The sequence below is a fragment of the Agromyces arachidis genome (assembly GCF_052805135.1).
On sequence record NZ_JBRBDK010000008.1, the window covers coordinates 124,337 to 145,997 of the forward strand.

20 protein-coding genes are annotated in these 21,661 nt (G+C 71.5%); 7 read left to right on the top strand and 13 right to left on the bottom strand.

Features of this window, described 5'->3' with window-relative positions; all coding sequences use genetic code 11:
* Positions 1-69: 69 nt before the first annotated feature.
* Complete coding sequence (locus ACUY4T_RS11860; RefSeq protein ID WP_446019147.1) at positions 70-465, bottom strand: SCO2097 family morphological protein; 396 nt, start codon at positions 463-465, stop codon at positions 70-72.
* A 76-nt stretch (positions 466-541) separates the two neighbouring features.
* Here ACUY4T_RS11860 and ACUY4T_RS11865 point away from each other — a divergent pair, with 76 nt between their 5' ends.
* On the top strand, positions 542-1,654 hold the full coding sequence (locus tag ACUY4T_RS11865; protein ID WP_446019149.1) for a polyprenyl synthetase family protein: 1,113 nt from the start codon (positions 542-544) through the stop codon (positions 1,652-1,654).
* Between the two features lie 25 nt (positions 1,655-1,679).
* Here ACUY4T_RS11865 and ACUY4T_RS11870 read toward each other — a convergent pair whose 3' ends face one another.
* Positions 1,680-2,018 carry an Rv2175c family DNA-binding protein gene (locus ACUY4T_RS11870; protein ID WP_446019150.1) on the bottom strand — a complete coding sequence of 113 codons (339 nt, stop codon included), beginning with the start codon at positions 2,016-2,018 and terminating at the stop codon, positions 1,680-1,682.
* 134 nt (positions 2,019-2,152) lie between these two features.
* On the opposite strand from ACUY4T_RS11870, the gene ACUY4T_RS11875 reads away from it, so the two are divergent.
* Together ACUY4T_RS11875 and pknB are read left to right on the top strand one after the other, a co-directional pair.
* Positions 2,153-3,352, top strand: a complete 1,200-nt coding sequence (locus ACUY4T_RS11875; protein ID WP_446019152.1) for a LysM peptidoglycan-binding domain-containing protein — start codon at positions 2,153-2,155, stop codon at positions 3,350-3,352.
* A gap of 118 nt (positions 3,353-3,470) precedes the next feature.
* Positions 3,471-5,357: a Stk1 family PASTA domain-containing Ser/Thr kinase gene (gene pknB, locus ACUY4T_RS11880; RefSeq protein WP_446019188.1), complete on the top strand. Its 1,887-nt coding sequence runs from the start codon at positions 3,471-3,473 to the stop codon at positions 5,355-5,357.
* A gap of 105 nt (positions 5,358-5,462) precedes the next feature.
* Here the strand turns inward: pknB and ACUY4T_RS11885 are convergent, their stop codons facing one another.
* The 3 genes from ACUY4T_RS11885 to ACUY4T_RS11895 all read right to left on the bottom strand — a co-directional run bounded on the left by ACUY4T_RS11885 (position 5,463) and on the right by ACUY4T_RS11895 (position 8,605).
* A complete protein-coding gene (locus tag ACUY4T_RS11885) occupies positions 5,463-6,833 on the bottom strand; it encodes a class II 3-deoxy-7-phosphoheptulonate synthase (RefSeq protein WP_446019153.1) in 1,371 nt (456 codons plus the stop codon).
* An 82-nt stretch (positions 6,834-6,915) separates the two neighbouring features.
* Positions 6,916-7,605 (bottom strand): lysophospholipid acyltransferase family protein, encoded by a 690-nt coding sequence (locus tag ACUY4T_RS11890; RefSeq protein ID WP_446019154.1) that lies wholly within the window; start codon positions 7,603-7,605, stop codon positions 6,916-6,918.
* Positions 7,606-7,654: 49 nt separating this feature from the next.
* Positions 7,655-8,605: an ROK family glucokinase gene (locus tag ACUY4T_RS11895; protein ID WP_446019155.1), complete on the bottom strand. Its 951-nt coding sequence runs from the start codon at positions 8,603-8,605 to the stop codon at positions 7,655-7,657.
* 146 nt (positions 8,606-8,751) lie between these two features.
* On the opposite strand from ACUY4T_RS11895, the gene ACUY4T_RS11900 reads away from it, so the two are divergent.
* Positions 8,752-10,587, top strand: a complete 1,836-nt coding sequence (locus tag ACUY4T_RS11900; protein WP_446019156.1) for an AMP-dependent synthetase/ligase — start codon at positions 8,752-8,754, stop codon at positions 10,585-10,587.
* Between the two features lie 84 nt (positions 10,588-10,671).
* Here the strand turns inward: ACUY4T_RS11900 and def are convergent, their stop codons facing one another.
* The 3 genes from def to ACUY4T_RS11915 are packed head-to-tail and all read right to left on the bottom strand — an operon-like array spanning position 10,672 to position 15,971.
* The gene (gene def / locus ACUY4T_RS11905; RefSeq protein WP_446019157.1) at positions 10,672-11,163 is read right to left on the bottom strand and encodes a peptide deformylase; all 492 of its coding nucleotides are present in this window, start codon (positions 11,161-11,163) and stop codon (positions 10,672-10,674) included.
* Positions 11,164-11,176: 13 nt separating this feature from the next.
* Positions 11,177-12,514: a MinD/ParA family ATP-binding protein gene (locus ACUY4T_RS11910; RefSeq protein WP_446019158.1), complete on the bottom strand. Its 1,338-nt coding sequence runs from the start codon at positions 12,512-12,514 to the stop codon at positions 11,177-11,179.
* A gap of 52 nt (positions 12,515-12,566) precedes the next feature.
* Positions 12,567-15,971 carry a pyruvate carboxylase gene (locus ACUY4T_RS11915; protein ID WP_446019159.1) on the bottom strand — a complete coding sequence of 1,135 codons (3,405 nt, stop codon included), beginning with the start codon at positions 15,969-15,971 and terminating at the stop codon, positions 12,567-12,569.
* A gap of 80 nt (positions 15,972-16,051) precedes the next feature.
* On the opposite strand from ACUY4T_RS11915, the gene ACUY4T_RS11920 reads away from it, so the two are divergent.
* Positions 16,052-16,894, top strand: coding sequence for a ParA family protein (locus ACUY4T_RS11920; RefSeq protein WP_446019160.1), 843 nt, complete (start codon positions 16,052-16,054; stop codon positions 16,892-16,894).
* 69 nt (positions 16,895-16,963) lie between these two features.
* On the opposite strand, the gene ACUY4T_RS11925 is transcribed toward ACUY4T_RS11920, so the two are convergent.
* The 5 genes from ACUY4T_RS11925 to ACUY4T_RS11945 form a co-directional block, all read right to left on the bottom strand.
* Complete coding sequence (locus ACUY4T_RS11925; RefSeq protein WP_446019161.1) at positions 16,964-17,518, bottom strand: MerR family transcriptional regulator; 555 nt, start codon at positions 17,516-17,518, stop codon at positions 16,964-16,966.
* Positions 17,519-17,625: 107 nt separating this feature from the next.
* Positions 17,626-18,318, bottom strand: a complete 693-nt coding sequence (gene ftsR, locus ACUY4T_RS11930) for a transcriptional regulator FtsR (protein ID WP_446019162.1) — start codon at positions 18,316-18,318, stop codon at positions 17,626-17,628.
* Complete coding sequence (locus ACUY4T_RS11935; protein ID WP_446019163.1) at positions 18,315-18,815, bottom strand: FHA domain-containing protein; 501 nt, start codon at positions 18,813-18,815, stop codon at positions 18,315-18,317. Before ACUY4T_RS11935 ends, ftsR begins: the two co-directional genes overlap by 4 nt.
* A gap of 17 nt (positions 18,816-18,832) precedes the next feature.
* The gene (locus ACUY4T_RS11940) at positions 18,833-19,447 is read right to left on the bottom strand and encodes a CDP-alcohol phosphatidyltransferase family protein (RefSeq protein WP_446019165.1); all 615 of its coding nucleotides are present in this window, start codon (positions 19,445-19,447) and stop codon (positions 18,833-18,835) included.
* A 9-nt stretch (positions 19,448-19,456) separates the two neighbouring features.
* Positions 19,457-19,924: an NUDIX domain-containing protein gene (locus tag ACUY4T_RS11945; RefSeq protein WP_446019166.1), complete on the bottom strand. Its 468-nt coding sequence runs from the start codon at positions 19,922-19,924 to the stop codon at positions 19,457-19,459.
* 145 nt (positions 19,925-20,069) lie between these two features.
* Between ACUY4T_RS11945 and idi the strand changes: the two genes are divergently transcribed.
* Positions 20,070-20,612, top strand: a complete 543-nt coding sequence (idi, locus tag ACUY4T_RS11950) for an isopentenyl-diphosphate Delta-isomerase (RefSeq protein WP_446019167.1) — start codon at positions 20,070-20,072, stop codon at positions 20,610-20,612.
* Complete coding sequence (locus ACUY4T_RS11955) at positions 20,605-21,651, top strand: polyprenyl synthetase family protein (RefSeq protein ID WP_446019168.1); 1,047 nt, start codon at positions 20,605-20,607, stop codon at positions 21,649-21,651. Before idi ends, ACUY4T_RS11955 begins: the two co-directional genes overlap by 8 nt.
* Positions 21,652-21,661 lie beyond the last annotated feature (10 nt).

The following is a 21,661-nucleotide window of genomic DNA, read 5'->3' on the forward strand; positions in this document are numbered from 1 at the left end:
AAGCACGCGAAAACGGGCCGATCGGATGATCGGCCCGTTCAGGCGAAGCGAGTCAGCGCGGGTGCGGGATCAGTCGCGGCCCTCCTGGCGGCGGTCCCATCGCTCGTTGAGGCGGTCCATGAAGCCGCCGCCGCGCGCACGGGAGGCGGGACGGGACGGGCCGGAGGACCCGGCGCCGCGGATCGGCGTCACCGAGCCGGCGCGCTTGGACGGCGTGATCGCCACCAGGACGCCGACGAACATGAGAGCGAAGCCGAGGACGCCGACGATCAGGAGCTGCGACGCGACGCCGCCGATGAGCGCCCCGGCGCCGGCGACCGCCAGCAGCACGCCGATGACGATGGCCCGGTAGTTGGGACGGCCGCGTCCGGGCCCCCCGACGGTGGCGACGAAATCGGCGTCGTTCTTGTAGAGGTTCCGCTCCATCTCCTCGAGAAGGCGCTGCTCTTGCTCCGAAAGCGGCATCTCATTCCCCTCATGTTCGGAACCGATGCTACGACACCGACATTCTAGTCCGGGGCGCCGTCGCTAGGCTAGGACGATGGTCTCGGCTCCCCGTCTCGTCGATCTCGTGAACGAACGCCTCGAGGAGTTCCTCGCCGATCGTGCCACCATTCTCCGCTCCATCGCGGACGACCTCGACCCGCTGTCCGCATTCTCCGAGCGCTTTCTCAGCGGCGGCAAGCGGTTCCGGGCGCGATTCTGCCATCTCGGCTACGAGGCCGTGCGCGGGGCGGACGGCGCGCGCGGCGACGCCGCGGCGTCCGCCGAGCGGTACGCCGTGGTGTCCGCGAGCGCCGCACTCGAGGTCTTCCACGCCGCCGCCCTCGTCCACGACGACCTCATCGACCACTCCGACACGCGGCGCGGCGCGCCGTCATCCCACCGGGTGTTCGAAGCCCAGCATCGGGGAGCCGGCTGGGCGGGCGACCCGGCGGACTACGGGCGCGGGACCGCCATCCTGCTCGGCGACCTGCTGCTCGGCTGGAGCGACGAGTTGCTCGACGAAGGGCTGGCCACGCTGCCCGCGACGGCCGCGGCGCGCGCCGCGCGGCTCGAGTTCAACCGCATGCGCACCGAGGTGACCGTCGGCCAGTACCTCGACATCCTCGAGGAACGCGCCTGGCGGACGAGGCCGGAGACGGACCAGCGGGCGCGCGCGGAGCGGGTCGTCGTCTACAAGTCGGCCAAGTACTCGATCGAGGCCCCGCTCTCGATCGGCGGCGCGATCGCCGGGGCCGGCCCGGCGCAGCTCGACGCGCTGCGCGCGTTCGGGCTCCCGCTCGGGATCGCCTTCCAGCTCCGCGACGACCTGCTGGGCGTGTACGGCGATCCCGAGGTGACCGGCAAGCCCGCGGGCGACGACCTGCGCGAGGGCAAGCGGACGGTCCTGGTCGCCATCGCCCGGGAGCGGATGCAGCCCTCGGAGCGACGGGTGCTCGACGAGCTCCTGGGCGACCCCGAACTCGACGACGACCAGGTTCGGATGCTGCAGCGCGGCATCCGGGACGCGGGCGCCGTCGACGCGCTCGAGTCCGTGATCTCGGCGAACACCGATCAGGCGATGGCGGCCCTCGCCGTCGCGCCGATCGATCCCGCGGCGGCATCCGGACTCGCGGACCTCGCTCGGGCGGTGACGCGACGCGTCAGCTGAAGCCGGCGCGCGAACGGCAGGCGGCTCAGGCGAGCGCCTGGGCGACCCGGCGCACCTCGGACTTCCGACCGGCGCGGAGCGCGGCGATCGGCGTCGTGCCGAGGCTGTCCTCCTCGTCGAGCATCCACTCGAGGGCCTCCGCGTCACTGAACCCCGCGTCGGCCAGCACCATGGCGGTGCCGTGCAGCTCGGGAAGGGGGGCGTCGTCCCTGAGGAAGGAGGCCGGCACCTTCAGCACGCCGTCGACCTTCGTGGCGAGCAGGTACCGCTCGTCGATCAGTCGGCGTATTCGGCTCGGGCTCTGGCCGAGACGCTCGACGAGTTCGGGGATGGTCAGCCAGTCGGCCTGGTCGGCATCGGTCACCCCTCCAGCCTGCCACGCCGACCGCGCCGACCGGAACCGCCTTCCGGCGGGGCGGGCGACGCGCGCGGATGAGTTTGACTCGCCCGCAGCCGCGTGAGACGGTGACCGCATCCGCCCGAGCGCGGAGGGGGAGCATGACCACGCAGCAACCGGGGACCGCATCGGCCGGCGCGGAGGACGACGAGCCGGAGCCGCGTCGCCCGCGGGGCATCCGACGCATGCGCTCCGTGCCCGTCGCCATCCTCGGTGCGCTCGCGGTGACGCTCGGCTTCGCCCAGCCGGCGGAGGCGGCCCCCGCGACGGTGAAGCGCATGCCCAAGCCGAAGGCGACGAAGCCGTCGCCGGCCGCCGCCGTGCGCCTTGCTGCAGGAACCGCCGACGTCCCCGCCGAGGTCACGGTGCGCGAGGGCGACACGGTGAGCGGCATCGCGGCGCGCTACGGGCTCTCGACCGCCGAGGTCCTCGCGAAGAACGGGCTGAGCTGGTCGAGCCTCGTCTTCCCCGGGCAGCGCCTCGCGCTTCCGGGGGCCACGAGCGCGAGGACCGCGGAGCGACCGAGCATCGCGCGCCACATCGTCGCCCCGGGTGAGACCGTGAGCGGCATCGCCGTCGAACACGGCCTCGCGGTCGACGACGTGCTCCGCGCGAACGGGCTCGATCGCGCCAGCCTGATCTTCCCCGGGCAGTCCATCGTCCTGCCCGGGCCGGGCGGCGGCGCGCCGGCGGTCGCACCCGCAGCCGTCGCCTTCCACGAGGTGGTCGAGGGCGACACGCTCATCGGCATCGCCGTCAGCCACGGGATCACGCTCGCCCGCCTCCTCGAGTTCAACGACCTCGACCGCGAGACCCTCATCCACCCGGGGCAGCGCCTCGTGGTCCGGCGGCCCGCGACGACCGACACGTCCGCCGCCGCGTCCCTCGACGCGGCGCTCGACGACGACATGCGCGCGAACGCGCGCCTGATCGTCGAGGTCGGCCGCGGACTCGGGGTGCCGGACCGCGGGATCGTCGTGGCGCTCGCTGCGGCCGCGCAGGAGTCGGGCCTGCACAATCTCCGCCACGGCGACCGCGACTCGCTCGGGCGGTTCCAGCAGCGCCCGAGCCAGGGCTGGGGCACGCCCGAGCAGGTGCTCGACCCGGTGCATGCCGCTCGCGCCTTCTTCGGCGGGCCCGGCTCGCCCACCGCCGGGAGCGCGCCGGGGCTGCTCGACGTCGACGGGTGGGAGGGCATGTCGGTCACGGATGCCGCGCAGGCCGTGCAGCACAGCGCTCACCCGCACCACTACGCCAAGTGGGAGGCGTCAGCGAGGGCGTGGCTCGACGAGCTCGCCTGACCCCGTCCATCCGATCACGATGGGGTTGCGATCCTCCGTTTCCCCGGCGTTTGTTCGGCATGCGGCATACGCCGATTCGTACACTCGTACGGTGACCACCGCGCCGCCCGCCGACCCGATGATCGGCCGTCTCGTCGACGGCCGGTATCAGGTGCGCTCGCGGATCGCCCGCGGCGGCATGGCCACGGTGTACCTCGCGACCGACCTGCGCCTCGAGCGCCGCGTCGCGATCAAGATCATGCACGGCCACCTGGCCGACGACAACACGTTCAAGACGCGATTCGTCCAGGAAGCGCGGTCGGCAGCCCGGCTCGCGCACCCCAACGTGGTGAACGTGTTCGACCAGGGCCAGGACGCCGACATGGCGTACCTCGTGATGGAGTACCTTCCCGGGATCACCCTGCGCGACCTCCTGAAGGACTACCATCGCCTGACGCCGGAGCAGACCGTCGACATCCTCGACGCCGTCCTCTCCGGACTCGCCGCCGCGCACAAGGCCGGCATCGTGCACCGCGACCTCAAGCCCGAGAACGTCCTGCTCGCCGACGACGGGCGGATCAAGCTGGGCGACTTCGGGCTGGCGCGCGCCGCGAGCGCCAACACGGCCACGGGCCAGGCACTCCTGGGCACCATCGCCTACCTCTCCCCCGAGCTCGTCACGCGCGGCGTCGCCGACGCGCGCAGCGACCTCTACGCCCTCGGCATCATGACGTACGAGATGCTCACCGGCGAGCAACCGTACGTCGGCGAAGCGCCGATGCAGATCGCCTACCAGCACGCGAACGACTCGGTTCCGGCGCCGAGCGAACGCAACCCCTCCGTTCCCCCCGAGCTCGACGAGCTGGTGCTCTGGGCCACCACGCGCGACCCCGACCAGCGTCCCGCCGACGCGCGCATCATGCTCGAGCGCCTCCGCGAGCTCGAGCCGCAGCTGAGGCCGGCGCAGCCTCCCGCCGTGCCGGACGAGACCATGGTGCTCCAGGTCGGCGACCGGAACCCGACCGCCGAGACGCGGGTGCTCGGCGTCGGCGCCCTCGCGGTCGCGACGTCCGAGGCCGGCGGATCCGACGAGGACGACGCCGCCGTGCTCGCCCGGGCGGCGGAGCGCCGCCGCCGGCGGGGCTACTGGCTGCTCGCGCTCGTGCTCGTCCTGGCCGGCCTGGCCGGGGGCACCGGCTGGTACTTCGGCGCCGGCCCCGGGTCGCTCGCGGTCGTCCCCGAGACCGCGACGCTCGCGCCCGACGCCGCCACCCAGGTGCTCGAGGAGGCCGGCTTCCGCGTCGAGCTCGCCGAGCGCAACGATCCCGAGGTCGCGGCCGGCCAGGTGGCCGGGACCGATCCCGGGGCCGGCGCCCAGGCGCGCCGCGGGTCGACCGTGCAGCTGTTCGTCTCGCTCGGGCCCCGCATCCTCGACGTCCCGCAGGTGATCGGCACCCCGGAGGCCGACGCGCGCGCGGTGCTCGGCGAATCCTTCACGGTGGCCGAAACGGCGAGCCCGCAGTTCTCGGGCGACGTCGCGGCCGGTTCGGTCATCGCCGTGCTCGACGCCGACGGCGCACCGGTCGCAGCCACCTACCCCGAGCGGGGCGGCCTGAGCCTGGTGGTCTCGGTCGGCCCCGTGCCCCCGGTCGAGGGCCTGGCGGTCGGCGAGGCGCAGTCACGCCTCGAGCAGGCCGGCCTGGTCGTCGAGTTCGCCGACCCGGTGTTCGACGATGCCGTCGCGGTCGACGTGGTCATCACCGCCGATTGGCTCGACGACCCGATGAACCCCGGCGACACCGTGCGGCTCACCGTCTCGAAGGGGGCCGATCTGGTCGAGGTGCCCAACGTCGTGACCGGCCAGACGATCGCGCAGGCGAGGACGCAGCTCGAGGAGCTGGGCTTCGCCGTCACGTCCAACGTCCCGCAGTTCCTCGAGGGAGCCGTGGTCGCCTCCGTGCAGAGCCCGGCGGCCGGTGAGCGCGTGAAGCGCGGCACCGAGATCACCGTCAACTTCGAGCCCTAGGCACGGCTCGCGCCGCCCCGCGGCTCGCGCCGCCCCGCGGCTCGCGTCCCGCGGCGGAGTCGCGGCATCCGTGGACACCGCGAGTCCGCCGCGCGGCTCGGAACCTCAGCGGGCGGCGAGCTCCTCGGCCACGAGGAACGCGAGCTCGAGCGACTGCATGTGGTTCAGGCGCGGGTCGCACAGGGACTCGTAGCGCGTCTCGAGCGTCGCCTCGTCGATGTACTCCGATCCGCCCAGGCACTCCGTCACGTCGTCGCCCGTCAGCTCGACGTGGATGCCGCCGGGGAACGTGCCGGCGGCGCGGTGCGCCTCGAAGAAGCCGCGGACCTCGTCGACGACGTCGTCGAAGCGTCGGGTCTTGTAGCCCGTCGACGTGGTGATGCCGTTGCCGTGCATCGGGTCGGTGACCCACAGCGGGTTCGCGTCGGAGCCCTTGACGGCCTCGAGCAGCGGAGGCAGCGCCTCGCGGATCCGCCCGGCCCCCATGCGCGTGATGAACGTCAGGCGCCCGGGCTCGCGGTCGGGATCGAGCTTGTCGATCAGTTCGGTCATCGTCTCGGGCGTCGTCGTCGGGCCCAGCTTCACGCCGATGGGATTGCGCACCCGCGAGAGGAAGTCGACGTGCGCGCCGTCGAGCTCGCGCGTGCGCTCGCCGATCCAGATGAAGTGCGCCGAGGTGTTGTACGGCGTGCCGGTCCGCGAGTCGATCCGGGTCATCGGCCGCTCGTAGTCCATGAGCAGCCCCTCGTGACCGGTGTAGAACTCGGTGCGCTTCAGTTCGTCGAAGTCGGCCCCGCACGCGTCCATGAACTTCACGGCGCGATCGATCTCGCGGGCGAGCTTCTCGTATCGCGCGTTCGCGGGGTTGGCGGCGAAGCCCTGGTTCCAGGCGTGCACCTGGCGCAGGTCGGCGAACCCTCCCTGTGTGAACGCACGGATCAGGTTCAGCGTCGACGCAGCCATGTGGTAGCCCTGCAGCAGGCGCGACGGGTCCGCGGCGCGCGACTCGGGCGTGAAGTCGTATCCGTTGACGATATCGCCGCGGTACGCGGGCAGCGTGACGTCGCCCCGGGTCTCGGTGTCGCTGGATCGCGGCTTGGCGAACTGGCCCGCCATCCGGCCCATCTTGACGACCGGCATCGAGGCGCCGTAGGTCAGGACGACCGCCATCTGCAGCACGGTCTTCACCCGGTTGCGGATCTGGTCGGCGGTGGCCCCCGCGAACGTCTCGGCGCAGTCGCCGCCCTGGAGCAGGAAGGCCTCGCCGCGGGAGGCCGCAGCGAGCCGGTCGCGCAGCATGTCGACCTCGCCCGCGAAGACGAGCGGCGGCAGCGTCGCGAGCTCTGCTGACGCCATGTGGGCCGCCTCGGGGTCGGGCCAGTTCGGCTGCTGCTTGATCGGAAGGGTGCGCCAATAGTCGAGGCCGGCAATCACGGTGGGATCTGCGTTCACGACCGGCTCGACGAGCTGTACCACGGGGCTGTCCTGGAGGGTTCGGGCGCACGGGGCGCGAGGGAACGAAACCGGCGCCGCACGTCGCGACGCCGTGCCCTCCAGCCTACCGCGCCTGCGTGACCCGTTGCTCCCGCACCGAACTGGCGTACACGTCGACGTACTCCTGCTCGCTCAGCGCCCGGAGGTCGTACACGAGCTCGTCGGTCACGGAGCGCAGGACGAACCGGTCGCCCTCCATCCCCTCGAAGCGACTGAAGTCCAGCGCCTCGCCGAAGACGATGCCGACGCGGCGCACCTTCGGAAGCCGCGTGCCGATCGGCATGACCTCCGCGGTGCCGATCATCGCGACCGGAACGACGGGCACGCCCGCTTCGAGCACCATCCGGGCGACGCCGGTGCGCCCCCGGTAGAGCCGGCCGTCCGGGCTTCGCGTGCCTTCGGGGTAGATGCCGAGGATCCGCCCCTCGCGCAGCACGCGGAGCCCGGTGTTGAGCGAGGCCTCGGAGGCCTTGCCGCCGGAGCGGTCGATGGGCAACTGCCCGGCGGCCTGGAAGAACAGCCGGGTGGCCCAGCCCTTGAGGCCGGTCCCCGTGAAGTACTCGCTCTTGGCGAGGAAGACGACCGGCCGGTCGACGACGAGCGGCAGGAAGATCGAGTCGATGAAGGAGAGGTGGTTGGAGGCGAGGATCAGCGGCCCCTGCTTGGGGACGTGCTCGAGGCCGATCACCCAGGGACGGAAGATCGCGAGGAGGATCGGCCCGACCACGATGTGCTTCATGATCCAGTAGAACACCGAAGTTCCTCCGTCCGTCGCGCCCGCCAGCAAGCCTAGCGCCGGGGCGTCAGGCGTGCTCCTCGACCCATCGGCGAGCCAGGTCGGCCGCACCCACGACGCCGGCGTCGTTGACGAGCTCGGCGATCACGAAGTCGGGCTCGGGATGGTAGCCGCGCGCCGGGAGGTGCTCGAGGAACGCCTCGCGCACCGGCCCGAGCAGCAGTTCCCCGGCCACCGCCACACCGCCGCCGAAGACGAAGCGCTGCGGGTCCAGCACGGCCGACAGGCTTGCCGCGGCAGCGCCGAGCCAGTGGCCGAGCTGCCGGAGGGCGGCGAGCGCCCCCGGGTCGTGGGCGGCGATCAGGCCGCCGACGATCGTGCCGTCGAGCTCGCCGTGCTCCTGGCGGGCGCGCGCGAGCGCCTGCCCGATGCCGCCGGCGTCGGCGATCTCGTTCGCCATGCGCATGAGTGCCCGGCCCGACCCGTACTGCTCGAGGCAGCCGTGCTGGCCGCAGCCGCAGGCGATCCCCCCGGGAACGACCCGCAGGTGCCCGAGCTCGGCGCCGGCGCCGAAGCCGCCGCGGAACAACCGATCCCCGGCGACGATCGCGCCGCCGACGCCCGTGCCGATGGTGAGCATCACCATGTCGCTCACCATGCGGCCGGCGCCGAAGCGGAACTCGGCCCAACCCGCGGCGTTCGCATCGTTCTCGACGAGCACCGTCGTGCCCACTCGGGCCTCGAGCTTCTCGCGGAAGGGTTCGTTGCGCCAGTCGATGTTCGGCGCGTAGTACACCGTGGACTGGGCGGCGTCGATGAAGCCGGCCGCGGCGACGCCGACGGCGGCGACCGGCCCGGACGTCGAGAGCGCCCGGATCATGTCCACGACCGCGTCCTCGAGCGCGGCGGAATCCCCCGCCGGGGTGGGGACGCGCTCGCTGCGCACGATGGCGCCGAGGTCGTCGACGACTGCCCCGGCGATCTTCGTGCCGCCGATGTCGATGCCGATCGCGTGCACGTGGCGCTGCCTTCCGGGAGGGGGTCGGGGATGTGGGACCGCAGCGGACGCGCCGCGCGGCACGCACTAGAGTGTAGTCAACCCCAATGCCGAGGTTCGCGCGGCCCCGACAGCGTGTGCGACCTCCCGGTGCCGAAGGAGCTACCGTGACCGAATTCGCCACTGCGCCGCTGGTCCCCGCCGACCCGGACGCGAACACCACCGACCTGCTCGTCGATCGCGTGAAGGCCACGCCCGACTCGGTGCTGTTCTCCCTGCCCACCGCCGACGGCGGATGGAGCCCGGTCACGACCCGCGAGTTCCACGAACAGGTCGTCCGGCTCGCCAAGGGCCTGGTCGCCGCGGGCATCCAGCCCGGCGACAAGATCGGCCTCATGAGCAAGACCCGGTACGAGTGGACGCTGATCGACTTCGCCGTCTGGTTCGCGGGCGGGGTGCTCGTGCCCGTCTACGAGACCAGTTCCCCGTCGCAGGTCAAGTGGAACCTCGGCGACTCGGGCGCGATCGCCATCATCGTCGAGACCGCCGATCACTTCGCCCGCTTCGACGAGGTCCACCCCGACCTGCCCGCCATCCGCCACGTCTGGCAGATCGACCTGGGCGACCTCGACAAGCTCGCGACCTCGGGCGCCGACGTGCCCGACGAGGAGATCGAGCGCCGCCGCAACCTGGCGGTGGGCTCCGACATCGCCACGCTCATCTACACCTCCGGCTCGACGGGCCGCCCGAAGGGCTGCGTCCTCACGCACTCCAACTTCGTCGAGCTCTCCCGCAACGCCGCGGTGGCGCTCAAGGAGGTGCTGGCCGATCCCAACGGCGCCTCGACGCTCCTGTTCATCACCACCGCCCACATCTTCGCCCGATTCATCTCGGTGCTGTGCGTCCACTCGGGCGTGCGGGTCGGCCACCAGCCCGACACGAAGCAGCTGCTTCCCTCCCTCGGGAGCTTCAAGCCGACCTTCCTGCTCGCAGTGCCGCGGGTGTTCGAGAAGGTGTACAACGTCTCGGAGCAGAAGGCCGAGGCCGGGGGCAAGGGCAAGATCTTCCACGCCGCGGCGTCGACCGCCGTCGAGTACTCGACCGCCCAGGAGTCGGGGGGCAAGATCCCCCTCGGCCTCAAGCTGCGGTTCCGCCTGTTCGACCGACTGGTGTACACCAAGCTCCGCGCCGCGATGGGCGGCAACGTGAAGTACGCCGTCTCCGGCTCCGCCCCGCTCGGCGCGCGCCTCGGCCACTTCTACCACGCGCTCGGCATCACCATCCTCGAGGGCTACGGCCTGACCGAGACGACCGCGCCCGCGACGGTGAACCTCGCCACCAAGTCCAAGATCGGCACGGTCGGGCCGGCGCTTCCCGGCGTCTCGGTCCGACTCGCGGCCGATGGCGAGATCGAGGTGAAGGGCGTCAACGTCTTCAAGGAGTACTGGAAGAACCCCGAGGCCACCGCCGCCGTCTTCGACGGCGACTGGTTCAAGACCGGTGACATCGGCTCCTTCGACGCCGAGGGCTTCCTCACGATCACCGGCCGCAAGAAGGAGATCATCGTCACCGCCGGCGGCAAGAACGTGGCTCCCGCGGCGCTCGAGGACCCGATCCGGGCCAACCCGCTCGTCGGGCAGGTCGTCGTCGTCGGCGACCAGAAGCCGTTCATCTCCGCGCTCGTGACGCTCGATCCCGAGATGCTGCCGGTCTGGCTGAACAACCACGGCGAGGACGCCGGCATGAGCCTGGACGATGCCGCCGCGAACCCGGCGGTGCTCGCCGAGGTCCAGCGCGCCATCGACGCAGCCAATGAGACGGTCTCGCGGGCGGAGTCGATCCGCAAGTTCGTGATCCTCCCGACGGAGTTCACGGAGGCGAGCGGCCACCTCACGCCGAAGATGAGCATCAAGCGCAACGTGATCCTGCAGGACTTCGACACGCAGATCGAGGGCATGTACTCCGGTTCGCCCGCGACCGAGGGGCACTCGATCGTGCAGTGACCTTCCGATGCACGTCGAAGGGCCCCGCGGCACCGCCGCGGGGCCCTTCGCGTGTGCGGGCGCGACGCCGCGGCGCGTGACCCGTCAGAACCAGTCGGACTCCCGGACCGCGCGCATCGCCGCCCGCCGTTCGTCCTTCTCGAGTCGGTCGAGGTAGAGCAGCCCGTCGAGGTGGTCGACCTCGTGCTGCAGCGCCTGCGCCATCAGGCCGGTCCCCGACAGTTCGATCTCGTTGCCCTCCAGATCGGTGCCGCGCACCCGCGCGAACGGATGCCGCGGCGTCTTGTGCCAGAGTCCCGGTACCGACAGGCACCCCTCGTCGACGAGTTCGGGCTCGCCCGACACCTCGACGATCTCCGGGTTGACGACGTAGCCGATCCGGCCGTCGACGTTGTAGCTGAACACCCTGAGGTTCACGCCGATCTGCGGTGCGGCGACGCCGGCACGACCGGGCAGGCCGACGCTGTCGACCAGGTCGGCCACGAGCGCGCGCACGCGCTGGTCGATCTGCTCGACGGGTGAGGAAACGGTCTTCAGGACGGGGTCGCCGAACAGGCGAATGGGACGGTCCGGCAATGGTGCTCCGAGATCAGTGCCCGCGGTCGACGGGCAGGCCTTCCACCACGAGGGCGGCGAGTTCGCGGGCTGAGAGCTGGGTCACCGGGCGGAGGTCGCGCCAGTGGACCACCGAGCCCGCCGCGAGTTGCGGATCGTACGGAACCCGGACGATCTCGCGGACGCGCGACTGGAAGTGGGCCTCGATCTCGTCGACCTTGACGAGGTGCGTGCCCTGCGTGGCGAGGTTGATGGCCACGATGGCGTTGCGCACGAGATCGCCGTGACCGTTGGCCTCGAGCCAGGTGAGCGTCTCGCTCGCGAGCCGCGCCTCGTCGACGCTGCCGCCGGAGACCACCACGATGGAGTCGGCACGCTTCAAGGTCGCCCGCATCACCGAATGGACGATCCCGGTTCCGCAATCGGTGAGCACGATCGAGTAGTACTGCGCGGCGAGGTCGGCGACGACCTCGTAGTCGGCCGCATCGAACGCCTCCGAGAGAGTCGGATCGGTGTCCGAGGCGAGGATGTCGAGTCGGGTCTCGTCACGCGAGACGAACTGCGAGAAGTCGGTGTAGCCGCCGATCGACCGTGCCTTGGCGACGACGTCGCGCACCGTCTCACGGGTCTGACGGTCCACCCGCTCGGCGAGGGTGCCGCGGTCCGGGTTCGCGTCGATGGCGACCACCCGGTCGTCGCGTGCGTCGGCCAGCGCCATGCCGAGCAGGGTCGTCACGGTGGTCTTGCCGACTCCGCCCTTGCGGGTGAGCACCGGCACGAACCGCGCGCCGCCGTCGAACCGTCGCTGGATGCGCTCGCTCAGCGCCTGGTGCGCGCGCACCTTCGCCGAGTCGCCGAGGTTCACGAGGTGGAAGGTCGCGTCGTAGAGGAGCCGGTTGAATCCGCCCTGCGGCGCGGGACGGATGGTGCGACTGACGTCGATCAGCCGGTCGGCGGTCAGCGACTCGGCGGTCTCCGGCGCATCGAGGGACGAGGCGGGCGGCGCCTCCTCGAGCATCGCGACGTGTGCTCCGGTCTCCGTCGTGACCCTGCTCCGACGGAGCCGCGCCGCGTCGGAAGCGAGCAGTGCGCCGTAGGGCGCGGCGTCCGCCCCGCGCGGCCGGTGCGGCAGCGCCGGGTCGTGCAGCTCGATCGACGCCGTCGACATCGATGCGGACCCGAGGCCTCCCGGGTCGACCGGCACGTCGTCGATCGCGACCGCGACCTCGTCGTCCGGCATCTGCGGCGGCGGCGCGGGTGGGAGGTCGACCCTCACGTCGACGGGGTCGGCCGGGTCTTCGGTGCCCTTTCGGGCGGTGGAACGTGAACCTGCGCGACGCTTGGCGGCCTCCGGACCGTCGTGCTCAGCCAACGATTCCCCTCCTCGTCAGTGCCCAACGCTCATCGAGTGGAACGCTCCCACCCTACATCGGCCGGACGACGACGAGCAGATCACCCGCCTCGACCTGCTGGGTCTTGGGAATCGCGACCCGCTCGACGACGCCGCCGATCGCCGACGTGATCGCCGCCTCCATCTTCATCGCCTCGATGGACGCCACCGCCTGGCCTGCCGAGACCTCGCTGCCCGCCTCGACCTGCAGGGTCACCACCCCGGAGAACGGCGCCGCCACGTGACCGGGCTGGGACTGGTCGGCCTTCTCGGCCGAACGCGTCTCCACCGTGATGCTGCGGTCGCGCACGAAGACGGGCCGGAGCTGGCCGTTCAGGATGGTCATGACGGTGCGCATGCCCTTGTCATCCGCTTCGCCGATCGCCTCGAGACCGGCGTACAGGCGGACGCCCTTGGCGATCTCGACGACGTGCTCGGCACCCGGCCGCAGTCCGTAGAGGTAGTCGGCCGTGTCGAGGACGGACAGGTCGCCGAACAGCTCGCGGATCTGCTCGAACTGGCGCGTGGGCGCCGGGAAGAGCAGGGAATTCAGGAGTTCCTGCCGCTCCCGGCCCGCGGATGCGAGCCCTCGACGCTGGGCGTGCGTGAGTTCGGTGACACCGATGCGCACGTCGCGACCGGCGAGGACCTTGGAACGGAACGGCTCGGGCCACCCGCCGGGAAGGTCGCCGAGTTCGCCGGCCATGAAGCCGATGACCGAGTCTGGCACGTCGTACTTCTCCGGGTTCGCGGCGAAGTCGGCCGGGTCGGCCTTCACCGCGGCGAGGTGCAGCGCCAGGTCTCCGACGACCTTCGACGAGGGCGTGACCTTCGGCACGCGGCCGAGGATGTCGTTGGCCGCCGCGTACATGTCCTCGATGAGTTCGAAGTCGTCGGCGAGCCCGAGGGCGATGGCCTGCTGCCGGAGGTTGGAGAGCTGGCCGCCCGGGATCTCGTGCCGGTACACGCGGCCCGTGGGCCCCGGCAGGCCCGACTCGAACGGACGGTAGAGTCGACGGACCGCCTCCCAGTAGGGCTCCAGGTCGGACACCGCGTCGAGCGAGATCCCCGTGTCGCGCTCCGTGTGCGCCAGCGCGGCGACGAGCGCCGATGCGGACGGCTGGCTGGTCGTGCCCGCCATCGGCGCGCTCGCCACGTCGACGGCGTCGACTCCGGCGCGGCTGGCCGCGAGGAGGGTGGCGAGCTGGCCGCCCGCGGTGTCGTGCGTGTGCAGGTGCACCGGCAGGTCGAAGCGCTCGCGCAGGGCGCCGACGAGCTTCTCCGCCGCGGCCGGGCGGAGCAGGCCCGCCATGTCCTTGATGGCGAGCACGTGCGCACCGGCGGCGACGATGTCGTCGGCGAGCCGCAGGTAGTAGTCGAGGGTGTAGAGGTCCTCGGCCGGGTCGAGCAGGTCGCCGGTGTAGCAGACCGCCACCTCGGCGACCGCGGTGCCGGTCTGGAGCACCGCCTCGATCGCCGGCCGCATCTGCGAGACGTCGTTGAGGGCATCGAAGATGCGGAAGATGTCGACGCCGGTGGACGCCGCCTCCTGCACGAAGGCGTCCGTGACCTCGGTCGGGTAGGGCGTGTACCCGACGGTGTTGCGGCCGCGAAGGAGCATCTGGATGTTGAGGTTCGGCAGCGCCTCGCGGAGCGTCCCGAGCCGCTCCCACGGGTCCTCGCCCAGGAAGCGCAGCGCGACGTCGTAGGTCGCCCCGCCCCAGGCCTCGACCGAGAGCAGTTCGGGCGTCATCCGAGACACGTACGGCGCGACCGCCGCGAGATCCCGCGTGCGCACGCGGGTCGCGAGCAGGGACTGGTGCGCATCCCGGAAGGTCGTCTCGGTGACGGCGAGGGGCGTCTGCGCGCGCAGCGCCGCGGCGAATCCCGCCGGGCCGAGCTCGAGCAGCCGCTGTCGCGCCCCATCCGGCGCCGGCTGGGAGAGGTCGATCTCGGGCAGCTTGTCCACCGGCGCGACCGTGGTCGGCGCGGGGCCGTTGGGCTGGTTCACCGTGACGTCGGCGAGCCAGTTCAGGATCTTCGTGCCGCGGTCCTTCGAGACCCGGCCGCGCACGAGCTGCGGACGCTCGTCGATGAACGAGGTGCTGAGGTCGCCGCTCATGAAATGCGGGTCGTCCATCACCGCCTGGAGGAACGGGATGTTGGTGGAGACGCCACGGATGCGGAACTCCGCGAGCGCTCGCTTCGTGCGCGTGACCGCCTGCTGGTAGTCGCGCCCGCGGCAGATGAGCTTGGCGAGCATGGAGTCGAAGTGCGGGCTGATCTGAGCGCCCGGGTTCACGGTGCCGCCGTCGAGGCGGATGCCGGCGCCGCCCGGCGAGCGGTAGGTGGTGATCTTGCCGGTGTCGGGGCGGAAGTTCGCCGTCGGGTCCTCGGTGGTGATGCGGCACTGGAGCGCCGCTCCGCGCAGGTGGATGCGGTCCTGGGTGAGGCCGAGGTCGTGCAGGCTCTCCCCCGCCGCGATGCGCATCTGCGCGACGACGAGGTCGACGTCGGTGACCTCCTCGGTCACGGTGTGCTCGACCTGGATGCGCGGGTTCATCTCGATGAAGACGTGCTGGCCCGCCCGCTCGCCCGCGGTGTCGAGGAGGAACTCGACCGTGCCGGCGTTGACGTAGCCGATCGACCGCGCGAAGGCGACGGCGTCGCGGTAGAGCGCCTGGCGCACGTCGTCGGAGAGGTTCGGCGCCGGGGCGATCTCGACGACCTTCTGGTGGCGACGCTGCACCGAGCAGTCGCGCTCGAAGAGGTGGACGGTCTCCCCGGTGGCGTCGGCCAGCACCTGCACCTCGATGTGCCGCGGGCGCAGCACCGCCTGCTCGAGGAACATCGTCGGGTCGCCGAACGCGCTGTCGGCCTCGCGCATGGCCTCCTCGAGCGCGCGACGGAGGTCTTCGCGCCGGTCGACGCGACGCATGCCGCGGCCGCCGCCGCCGGCGACGGCCTTGGCGAAGATCGGGAAGCCGATGCCGTCGGCCTGCGCGAGCAGCGCTTCGACGTCCTGTGACGGTTCGGTCGACTTCAGCACGGGGACCCCGGCCGCGATCGCCTGCTCCTTCGCGGTGACCTTGTTGCCGGCCATCTCGAGCACCCTGGTGGGCGGCCCGATGAACGTGATGCCCGCGTCGGCGGCCGCCTGGGCGAGCTCGGGGTTCTCGGAGAGGAATCCGTAGCCGGGGTAGATCGCGTCGGCGCCCGACTCCTTCGCGACCCTGATGATCTCGGAGACGTCGAGGTAGGCGCGCACCGGATGACCGGGCTCGCCGATCTGGTAGGCCTCGTCGGCCTTCAGCCGGTGGAGCGAGTTGCGGTCCTCGTACGGGAAGACGGCGACCGTCTTCGCCCCGAGCTCGACGGCGGCGCGGAACGCCCGGATGGCGATCTCTCCGCGATTGGCGACCAGGATCTTCGAGAACATGCAGGCCTTTCCGGATGGGGGCTTCTCCGTACAGCGAACATTTAGGTATCGCCGTGCGAGTAACGGTAACGTATTCGCTCGTGCACGTTCTTTCGGTCAGTTCCCTGAAGGGCGGTGTCGGCAAGACGACCGTCACCCTCGGACTGGCCTCCGCTGCCTTCGCGCGCGGCGTGCGCACGCTCGTGGTCGATCTCGATCCGCAGTCCGACGTGTCGACCGGCATGGACATCCAGGTCGCCGGTCACCTCAACGTCGCCGACGTGCTCGCGTCGCCGAAGGAGAGGATCGTCCGGTCCGCCATCGCGCCGAGCGGGTGGGCGCGGTCGAACCCGCAGTCGACGATCGATGTCATGATCGGGAGCCCCTCCGCCATCAACTACGACGGCCCGCACCCGTCGATCCGCGACATCTGGAAGCTCGAGGAGGCGCTCGCCAACGTCGAGTCCGACTACGAGCTCGTGCTCATCGACTGCGCCCCCTCGCTGAACGCGCTGACGCGCACGGCCTGGGCCGCCAGCGATCGCGTGGCCGTCGTGACCGAGCCCGGCCTGTTCTCCGTCGCCGCCGCCGATCGCGCGCTGCGCGCGATCGAGGAGATCCGGCGCGGTCTCTCGCCGCGCCTCCAGCCGCTCGGCATCATCGTCAATCGCGCCCGCGTGCAGTCGCTCGAGCACCAGTTCCGAATCAAGGAGCTCCGCGACATGTTCGGGCCGCTGGTCCTCTCGCCGCAGCTGCCCGAGCGCACCTCGCTCCAGCAGGCGCAGGGCGCCGCGAAGCCGCTGCACATGTGGCCGGGCGAGAGCGCCGAGGAGATGTCGCATCACTTCGACCAGCTGCTCGAGCGCGTGCTGCGCACGGCCCGGATCGGTGATCTCGGGGGCATGCCCCAGCAGCGGCTCGAGCTCGATTCCCCGTCGCGCTGACCCGACCCGTTCGTGTGCGCGGACACGCCGTGACGACGTCACGCCGACGTCGCAGCAGATGACGTCGCGTTACGAGATCTTGCGCGCGCCCCGGCTGCGCCGGGCCGCCAGTTCGTCGATCGGGTCGGATGACTGCGTGTCGAGTTCGACCAGGGTCGACTCCACCTCGCGCAGCACCTTTCCGACCGCGATCCCGAAGACGCCCTGACCCCGGTTCACGAGGTCGATCACCTCGTCGTCGGAGGTGCACAGGTAGACGCTCGCCCCGTCGCTCATCAGCGTGGTCTGTGCGAGGTCGTCGATGCCGGCTTCGCGCAACTGCGTCACCGCGACCCGGATCTGCTGGAGCGAGATGCCGGTGTCGAGCAGGCGCTTGACGAGCTTGAGCACCAGGATGTCGCGGAAGCCGTAGAGCCGCTGCGACCCCGAGCCGGCTGCGCCCCGGACGGTGGGTTCGACGAGCTCGGTCCGAGCCCAGTAGTCGAGCTGCCGGTAGCTGATGCCGGCGGCTCGTGCCGCGACGGCGCCGCGATAGCCGGTGCCGTCGTCATGCTCCGGAAGGCCATCGGTGAAGAGCAGGCCGAGGTCGTAGCGTGCGCGGTCGCTCCGATCGAGCTCGGTCATCCCACTGCCCCTCACTGTCGTCGGCGCCTCGACGGCGCGGATTCCACGCTACCCACGGTCGGCACCGGAGTCGAGGACATCGGGCCGAACGTCACGGCGTGTCGCCGTCAGTCGGTCGAGCGCCCCAGCGACTGCCGGAGCACGCTGGCGTGGACGGCGGCCAGGTGCCCGGCCAGCTCACCCGCGCGTTCGTCACTGCGCGCCCTCCCGGCCGGATCGCGTCGGCGCTCCGGCGCGATCGCGCCGTCGATCAGGGCGGCCTGCCGCTCGGCGGCTCCGCGGAGTCCGCGGAGATGCCTGGGTTCGATGCCCACGGCACGCAGCGCGGCGAGGGCGCGCAGCAACCGGAGCGCGTCATCGCCGTACACCTCGGCGGGGGCGATCAGCGAGGTCGCGATCGCCTCGTCCAGCAGCTTCGGCGCGGCATCGGCGGCGGCGAGCAGTTCGGCGCGGGTGTAGCGATTCGCGGTGGCCCGCATCGCGGCGCCGCTCGTCGCGCCGGGGAGGGCGGGCGTCTCGCCGCGGTCCACCGCCTCGAGGTGGGCCCGGATCACCTTCAGCGGAAGGTAGTGGTCGCGCTGCATCGAGAGCACGACCGTGAGGCGTTCGACGTCCTCCGGGGAGAACTTGCGGTAGCCCGCCGCGGTGCGCGCGGGCGTCACGAGACCCTGTTCCTCGAGGAAGCGCAGCTTCGACGGGGTCAGTTCCGGGAACTCCGGCTGGAGTTTCGCGAGGACCTGACCGATGCCGAAGCGCGGCGGGGCGTGGACCTGACGCCGCGTCGCGGCGCCCTCGGTCACCCCGCGCCCGCCGGCGAGAGGTCGCGTCGCGACGCGTAGAAGGTGAGTCGGTACTTGCCGATCTGGACCTCGGCTCCGTCGCTCAGCAGGGCCGTCTCGATCCGGACCCCGTCGAAGTACGTGCCGTTGAGGGAATTCAGGTCGCGCACCTCGAACGCCGTCCGGTGCCGGACGAACTCCGCGTGCTTGCGGGAGACGGTCACGTCATCGAGGAAGATGTCGGCATCGGGGTGCCGGCCGACGGTCGTCACGTCGGTGTCGAGCAGGAAGCGCGCACCAGCGTTCGGGCCGCGGCGCACGATGAGGAGCGCCGAGCCCGATGGCAGCGCGTTGATCGCCTCCTGCTCGGCCGCGCTGATGTCGGCGTCGAGCGCACTCAGCTGGGCCGCGGCCTCGCGGCTGAATCCCATCGTCGTGTCGTTCGCCCCGTCGAGCTCGTGCGCCGACGTCGCGGTCGAGGGCTCGCGCGCCTCGTCGTTCGCACCGGCCTGGGTCATGTCGGAATCCGCCACCGCTAACCTCCCTGCTCCAGCGTATCGGATGCGGGGGGTCCGGATGCACGCGGTATCCGGACCACGCGAACGGTCTCGATCGCATAGATGACGCCGGCCCACCAGTAGAGGAACGCGCCCCACAGCGTCACGGCCCAGCCGAGCGGTTCGCTGAACGGTTGCGCCTCGGGGAATGCGAGCCCGAGCATGATCACCGGCACCCCGAAGAAGAGCGCGAAGGTGGCCGCCTTGCCGAGTTGGTGCACGGGCAACGGTCCGTAGCCGTGGTTCGCGAGCACCACCCCGAGCACCACGAGCATCACGTCCCGCGCGACGATGACGACGACGATCCACCACGGCACCAGGCCGTTCGCGGCGAGGCCGACGAGCGCAGCGAAGATGTACAGCCGGTCGGCGGCGGGATCGAGCAACTGGCCGAGCCGCGTCACCTGGTCGAACCGGCGGGCGAGGTAGCCGTCCAGGAGGTCCGACAGGCTCGCGATCACCAGGACCACGAGCGCGGCGACGTAGGACCCCTGCACGACGAGCACGAGGAAGACGGGCACGAGGAGCAGTCGCAGCATCGACAGGACGTTGGGTACCGTCCAGACCTGCGCCCCCACGCTCTGCCCCGCCACGATCCGATCCTAACGACCCCGTGCCCCGCGCACGCGTGCGCGCAACGCCGGCCACGCCTCGGCGAACCGCGGATGGAGCGGCAGCGCGTCCACGGCGTCGACCGGCGTCCATCTCAGCTCGATGCTCTCCGGGTCGGTCATCCGCGGCTCGAACCGTCGGACGGCATCGGCGACGACCGTGGTGTACGACCAGAACCCGAGGTCCAGGACGCTCTCGAACCGCTCGACGACCAGGCCCGCGGGGAGCCCGGTCTCCTCTCCCGCCTCGCGCACCGCGGCATCGAACGCGGACTCGCCGAGGTGGCGTGCGCCGCCCGGGATCCCCCATGTGCCGCCGAAGTGACTCCACACGGCGCGATGCTGGAGCAGGACGGCGCCCTCCGGCTCGAGGAGCAGGAGGCCCGCCGCACCGAAGCGCCCCCAGTACCGCGACCCGTCGGGCCCGTGGACCCATCCGTCGCCGCTCTCCACGCCCATCACCCCAGCATGCCGGACCTCGGCTCCGCTGCGCGCGAGTCCTTCCAACTTTCGGTTGTTCCCGCACCCGGACCTCGCTGCTAGCTTCGGATCAAGATCCGCGGAGATCGGGAGAACGACCACCGCAGCGACGAGGAGGCCCACGATGGCGAACACGACCGAGGCCGTCGAAGACGAGGTGGTGCTCCTCGACGAGTCCGGCACGCCCATCGGGCGAGCGCCCAAGAGCGCGGTCCACGGGCCCGATACGGCCCTTCACCTCGCCTTCTCCTGCCATGTCGTCAATCCGATCGGCGAGGTGCTGATCACCCGCCGGGCGATCTCCAAGCAGACGTGGCCGGGCGTCTGGACGAACTCGTTCTGCGGGCACCCGAAGCCGGCGGAGCCGCTGCTGCACGCGGTCCATCGCCGTGCCCACTTCGAGCTCGGGCTCGACCTCGGTTCGGTCGAGCTCGCCCTCCCCCTCTTCCGCTACCGGGCCACCGACGCGAGCGGCATCGTCGAGAACGAGGTCTGCCCGGTCTACGTCGCCACCACGTCCGGCGAGCCCGAACCGAATGCGCGCGAAGTCGCGGAGTACCGCTGGGTGGACCCGAAGTCGCTCGCGACCGCCGTCGGGGCGGCGCCGTGGGCGTTCAGCCCATGGCTGGTCCTGCAGGCGCGCGAACTGGAGCTCTTCCGTGCCTGAACTGCTCGACTCGGCGATCGACGACGAGCTCCGGGGCTTCTTCGCCGAGGCGCGGGTCCGTGCGGGAGCGTACGGGGCGCACTACGCCGCGCTCTGGGAGTCCATCGAACAGCAGAGTTCCGGCGGCAAGCGGGTGAGGCCGCGTCTCGTGTGGTCCGCGTACAGCGGATTCGGCGGGACCGACCGCGCCCTCGCCACGCGGGTCGCGCTCGCGTTCGAGCTGCTGCACACGGCGTTCCTGATCCACGACGACCTGATCGACCGCGACATCGTGCGCCGCGGCATCCCGAACGTCGACGGCCGCTTCCGCGACCGCGCACGTGCGCATGGCGCCGACGAGCGTTCGATCGCAGTGTGGGGCGAGACGGCGGCAGTGCTCGCGGGCGACCTGGCGCTGAGCCGGGCCCACCGGGAGATCGCCATGCTGCCGGTCGAGCGCGCGTGCCGCGAGTCGCTGCTCGAGATCCTCGACCGGGCGGTCTTCGTCTCCGCAGCGGGCGAGCTCGCCGACGTGGTCGGCTCGCTGCGCGGGTCGACCCCGGCGATGGAGGCCGTGCTCGCGACGCTGGAGCAGAAGACCGCGGTCTACTCCTTCGAGGCGCCGCTGGCCGCCGGCGCGGTGCTGGCCGGAGCCGACGACGACTCGGTGTCGGCCCTGTGCCGCTTCGGCCGGCTCGTCGGCGTGGCCTTCCAGATCACCGACGACGTCCTCGGCGTGTTCGGCGATCCGTCGGTGACCGGCAAGTCGGCGTCTGCCGACCTGCGCGAGGGCAAGCGCACGGCGCTCGTGGCCCATGCGGCGACGACCCCCGCGTGGGAACGGATCGCCGCGCGCCTGGGCGACCCGGAGCTCGACGACGACGCGGCCGCCGAGCTCCGCGAGGCGCTCCGCGACTGCGGCGCGCTGGACGCCGCGAAGAACCTCGCCGAGGAGCACGTGACACTGGCGAGATACGAACTCGACGCGGTCGACCTGCCGACCGAGCTCCGCACCGAACTCGGCGAGTTCGCGCAGCGGGCGATGGAGCGCGTCCGATGACCCGGAGGTC

What these genes read in the sequence shown, in the direction of transcription:
- ACUY4T_RS11860 (WP_446019147.1), bottom strand. Translation starts at nt 465, where the DNA reads ATGCCGCTTTCGGAGCAAGAGCAGCGCCTTCTCGAGGAGATGGAGCGG.
- ACUY4T_RS11865 (WP_446019149.1), top strand. Translation starts at nt 542, where the DNA reads ATGGTCTCGGCTCCCCGTCTCGTCGATCTCGTGAACGAACGCCTCGAG.
- ACUY4T_RS11875 (WP_446019152.1), top strand. Translation starts at nt 2,153, where the DNA reads ATGACCACGCAGCAACCGGGGACCGCATCGGCCGGCGCGGAGGACGAC.
- pknB (WP_446019188.1), top strand. Translation starts at nt 3,471, where the DNA reads ATGATCGGCCGTCTCGTCGACGGCCGGTATCAGGTGCGCTCGCGGATC.
- ACUY4T_RS11915 (WP_446019159.1), bottom strand. Translation starts at nt 15,971, where the DNA reads ATGTTCTCGAAGATCCTGGTCGCCAATCGCGGAGAGATCGCCATCCGG.
- ACUY4T_RS11925 (WP_446019161.1), bottom strand. Translation starts at nt 17,518, where the DNA reads ATGACCGAGCTCGATCGGAGCGACCGCGCACGCTACGACCTCGGCCTG.
- ACUY4T_RS11935 (WP_446019163.1), bottom strand. Translation starts at nt 18,815, where the DNA reads ATGACCCAGGCCGGTGCGAACGACGAGGCGCGCGAGCCCTCGACCGCG.
- ACUY4T_RS11945 (WP_446019166.1), bottom strand. Translation starts at nt 19,924, where the DNA reads ATGGGCGTGGAGAGCGGCGACGGATGGGTCCACGGGCCCGACGGGTCG.
- idi (WP_446019167.1), top strand. Translation starts at nt 20,070, where the DNA reads ATGGCGAACACGACCGAGGCCGTCGAAGACGAGGTGGTGCTCCTCGAC.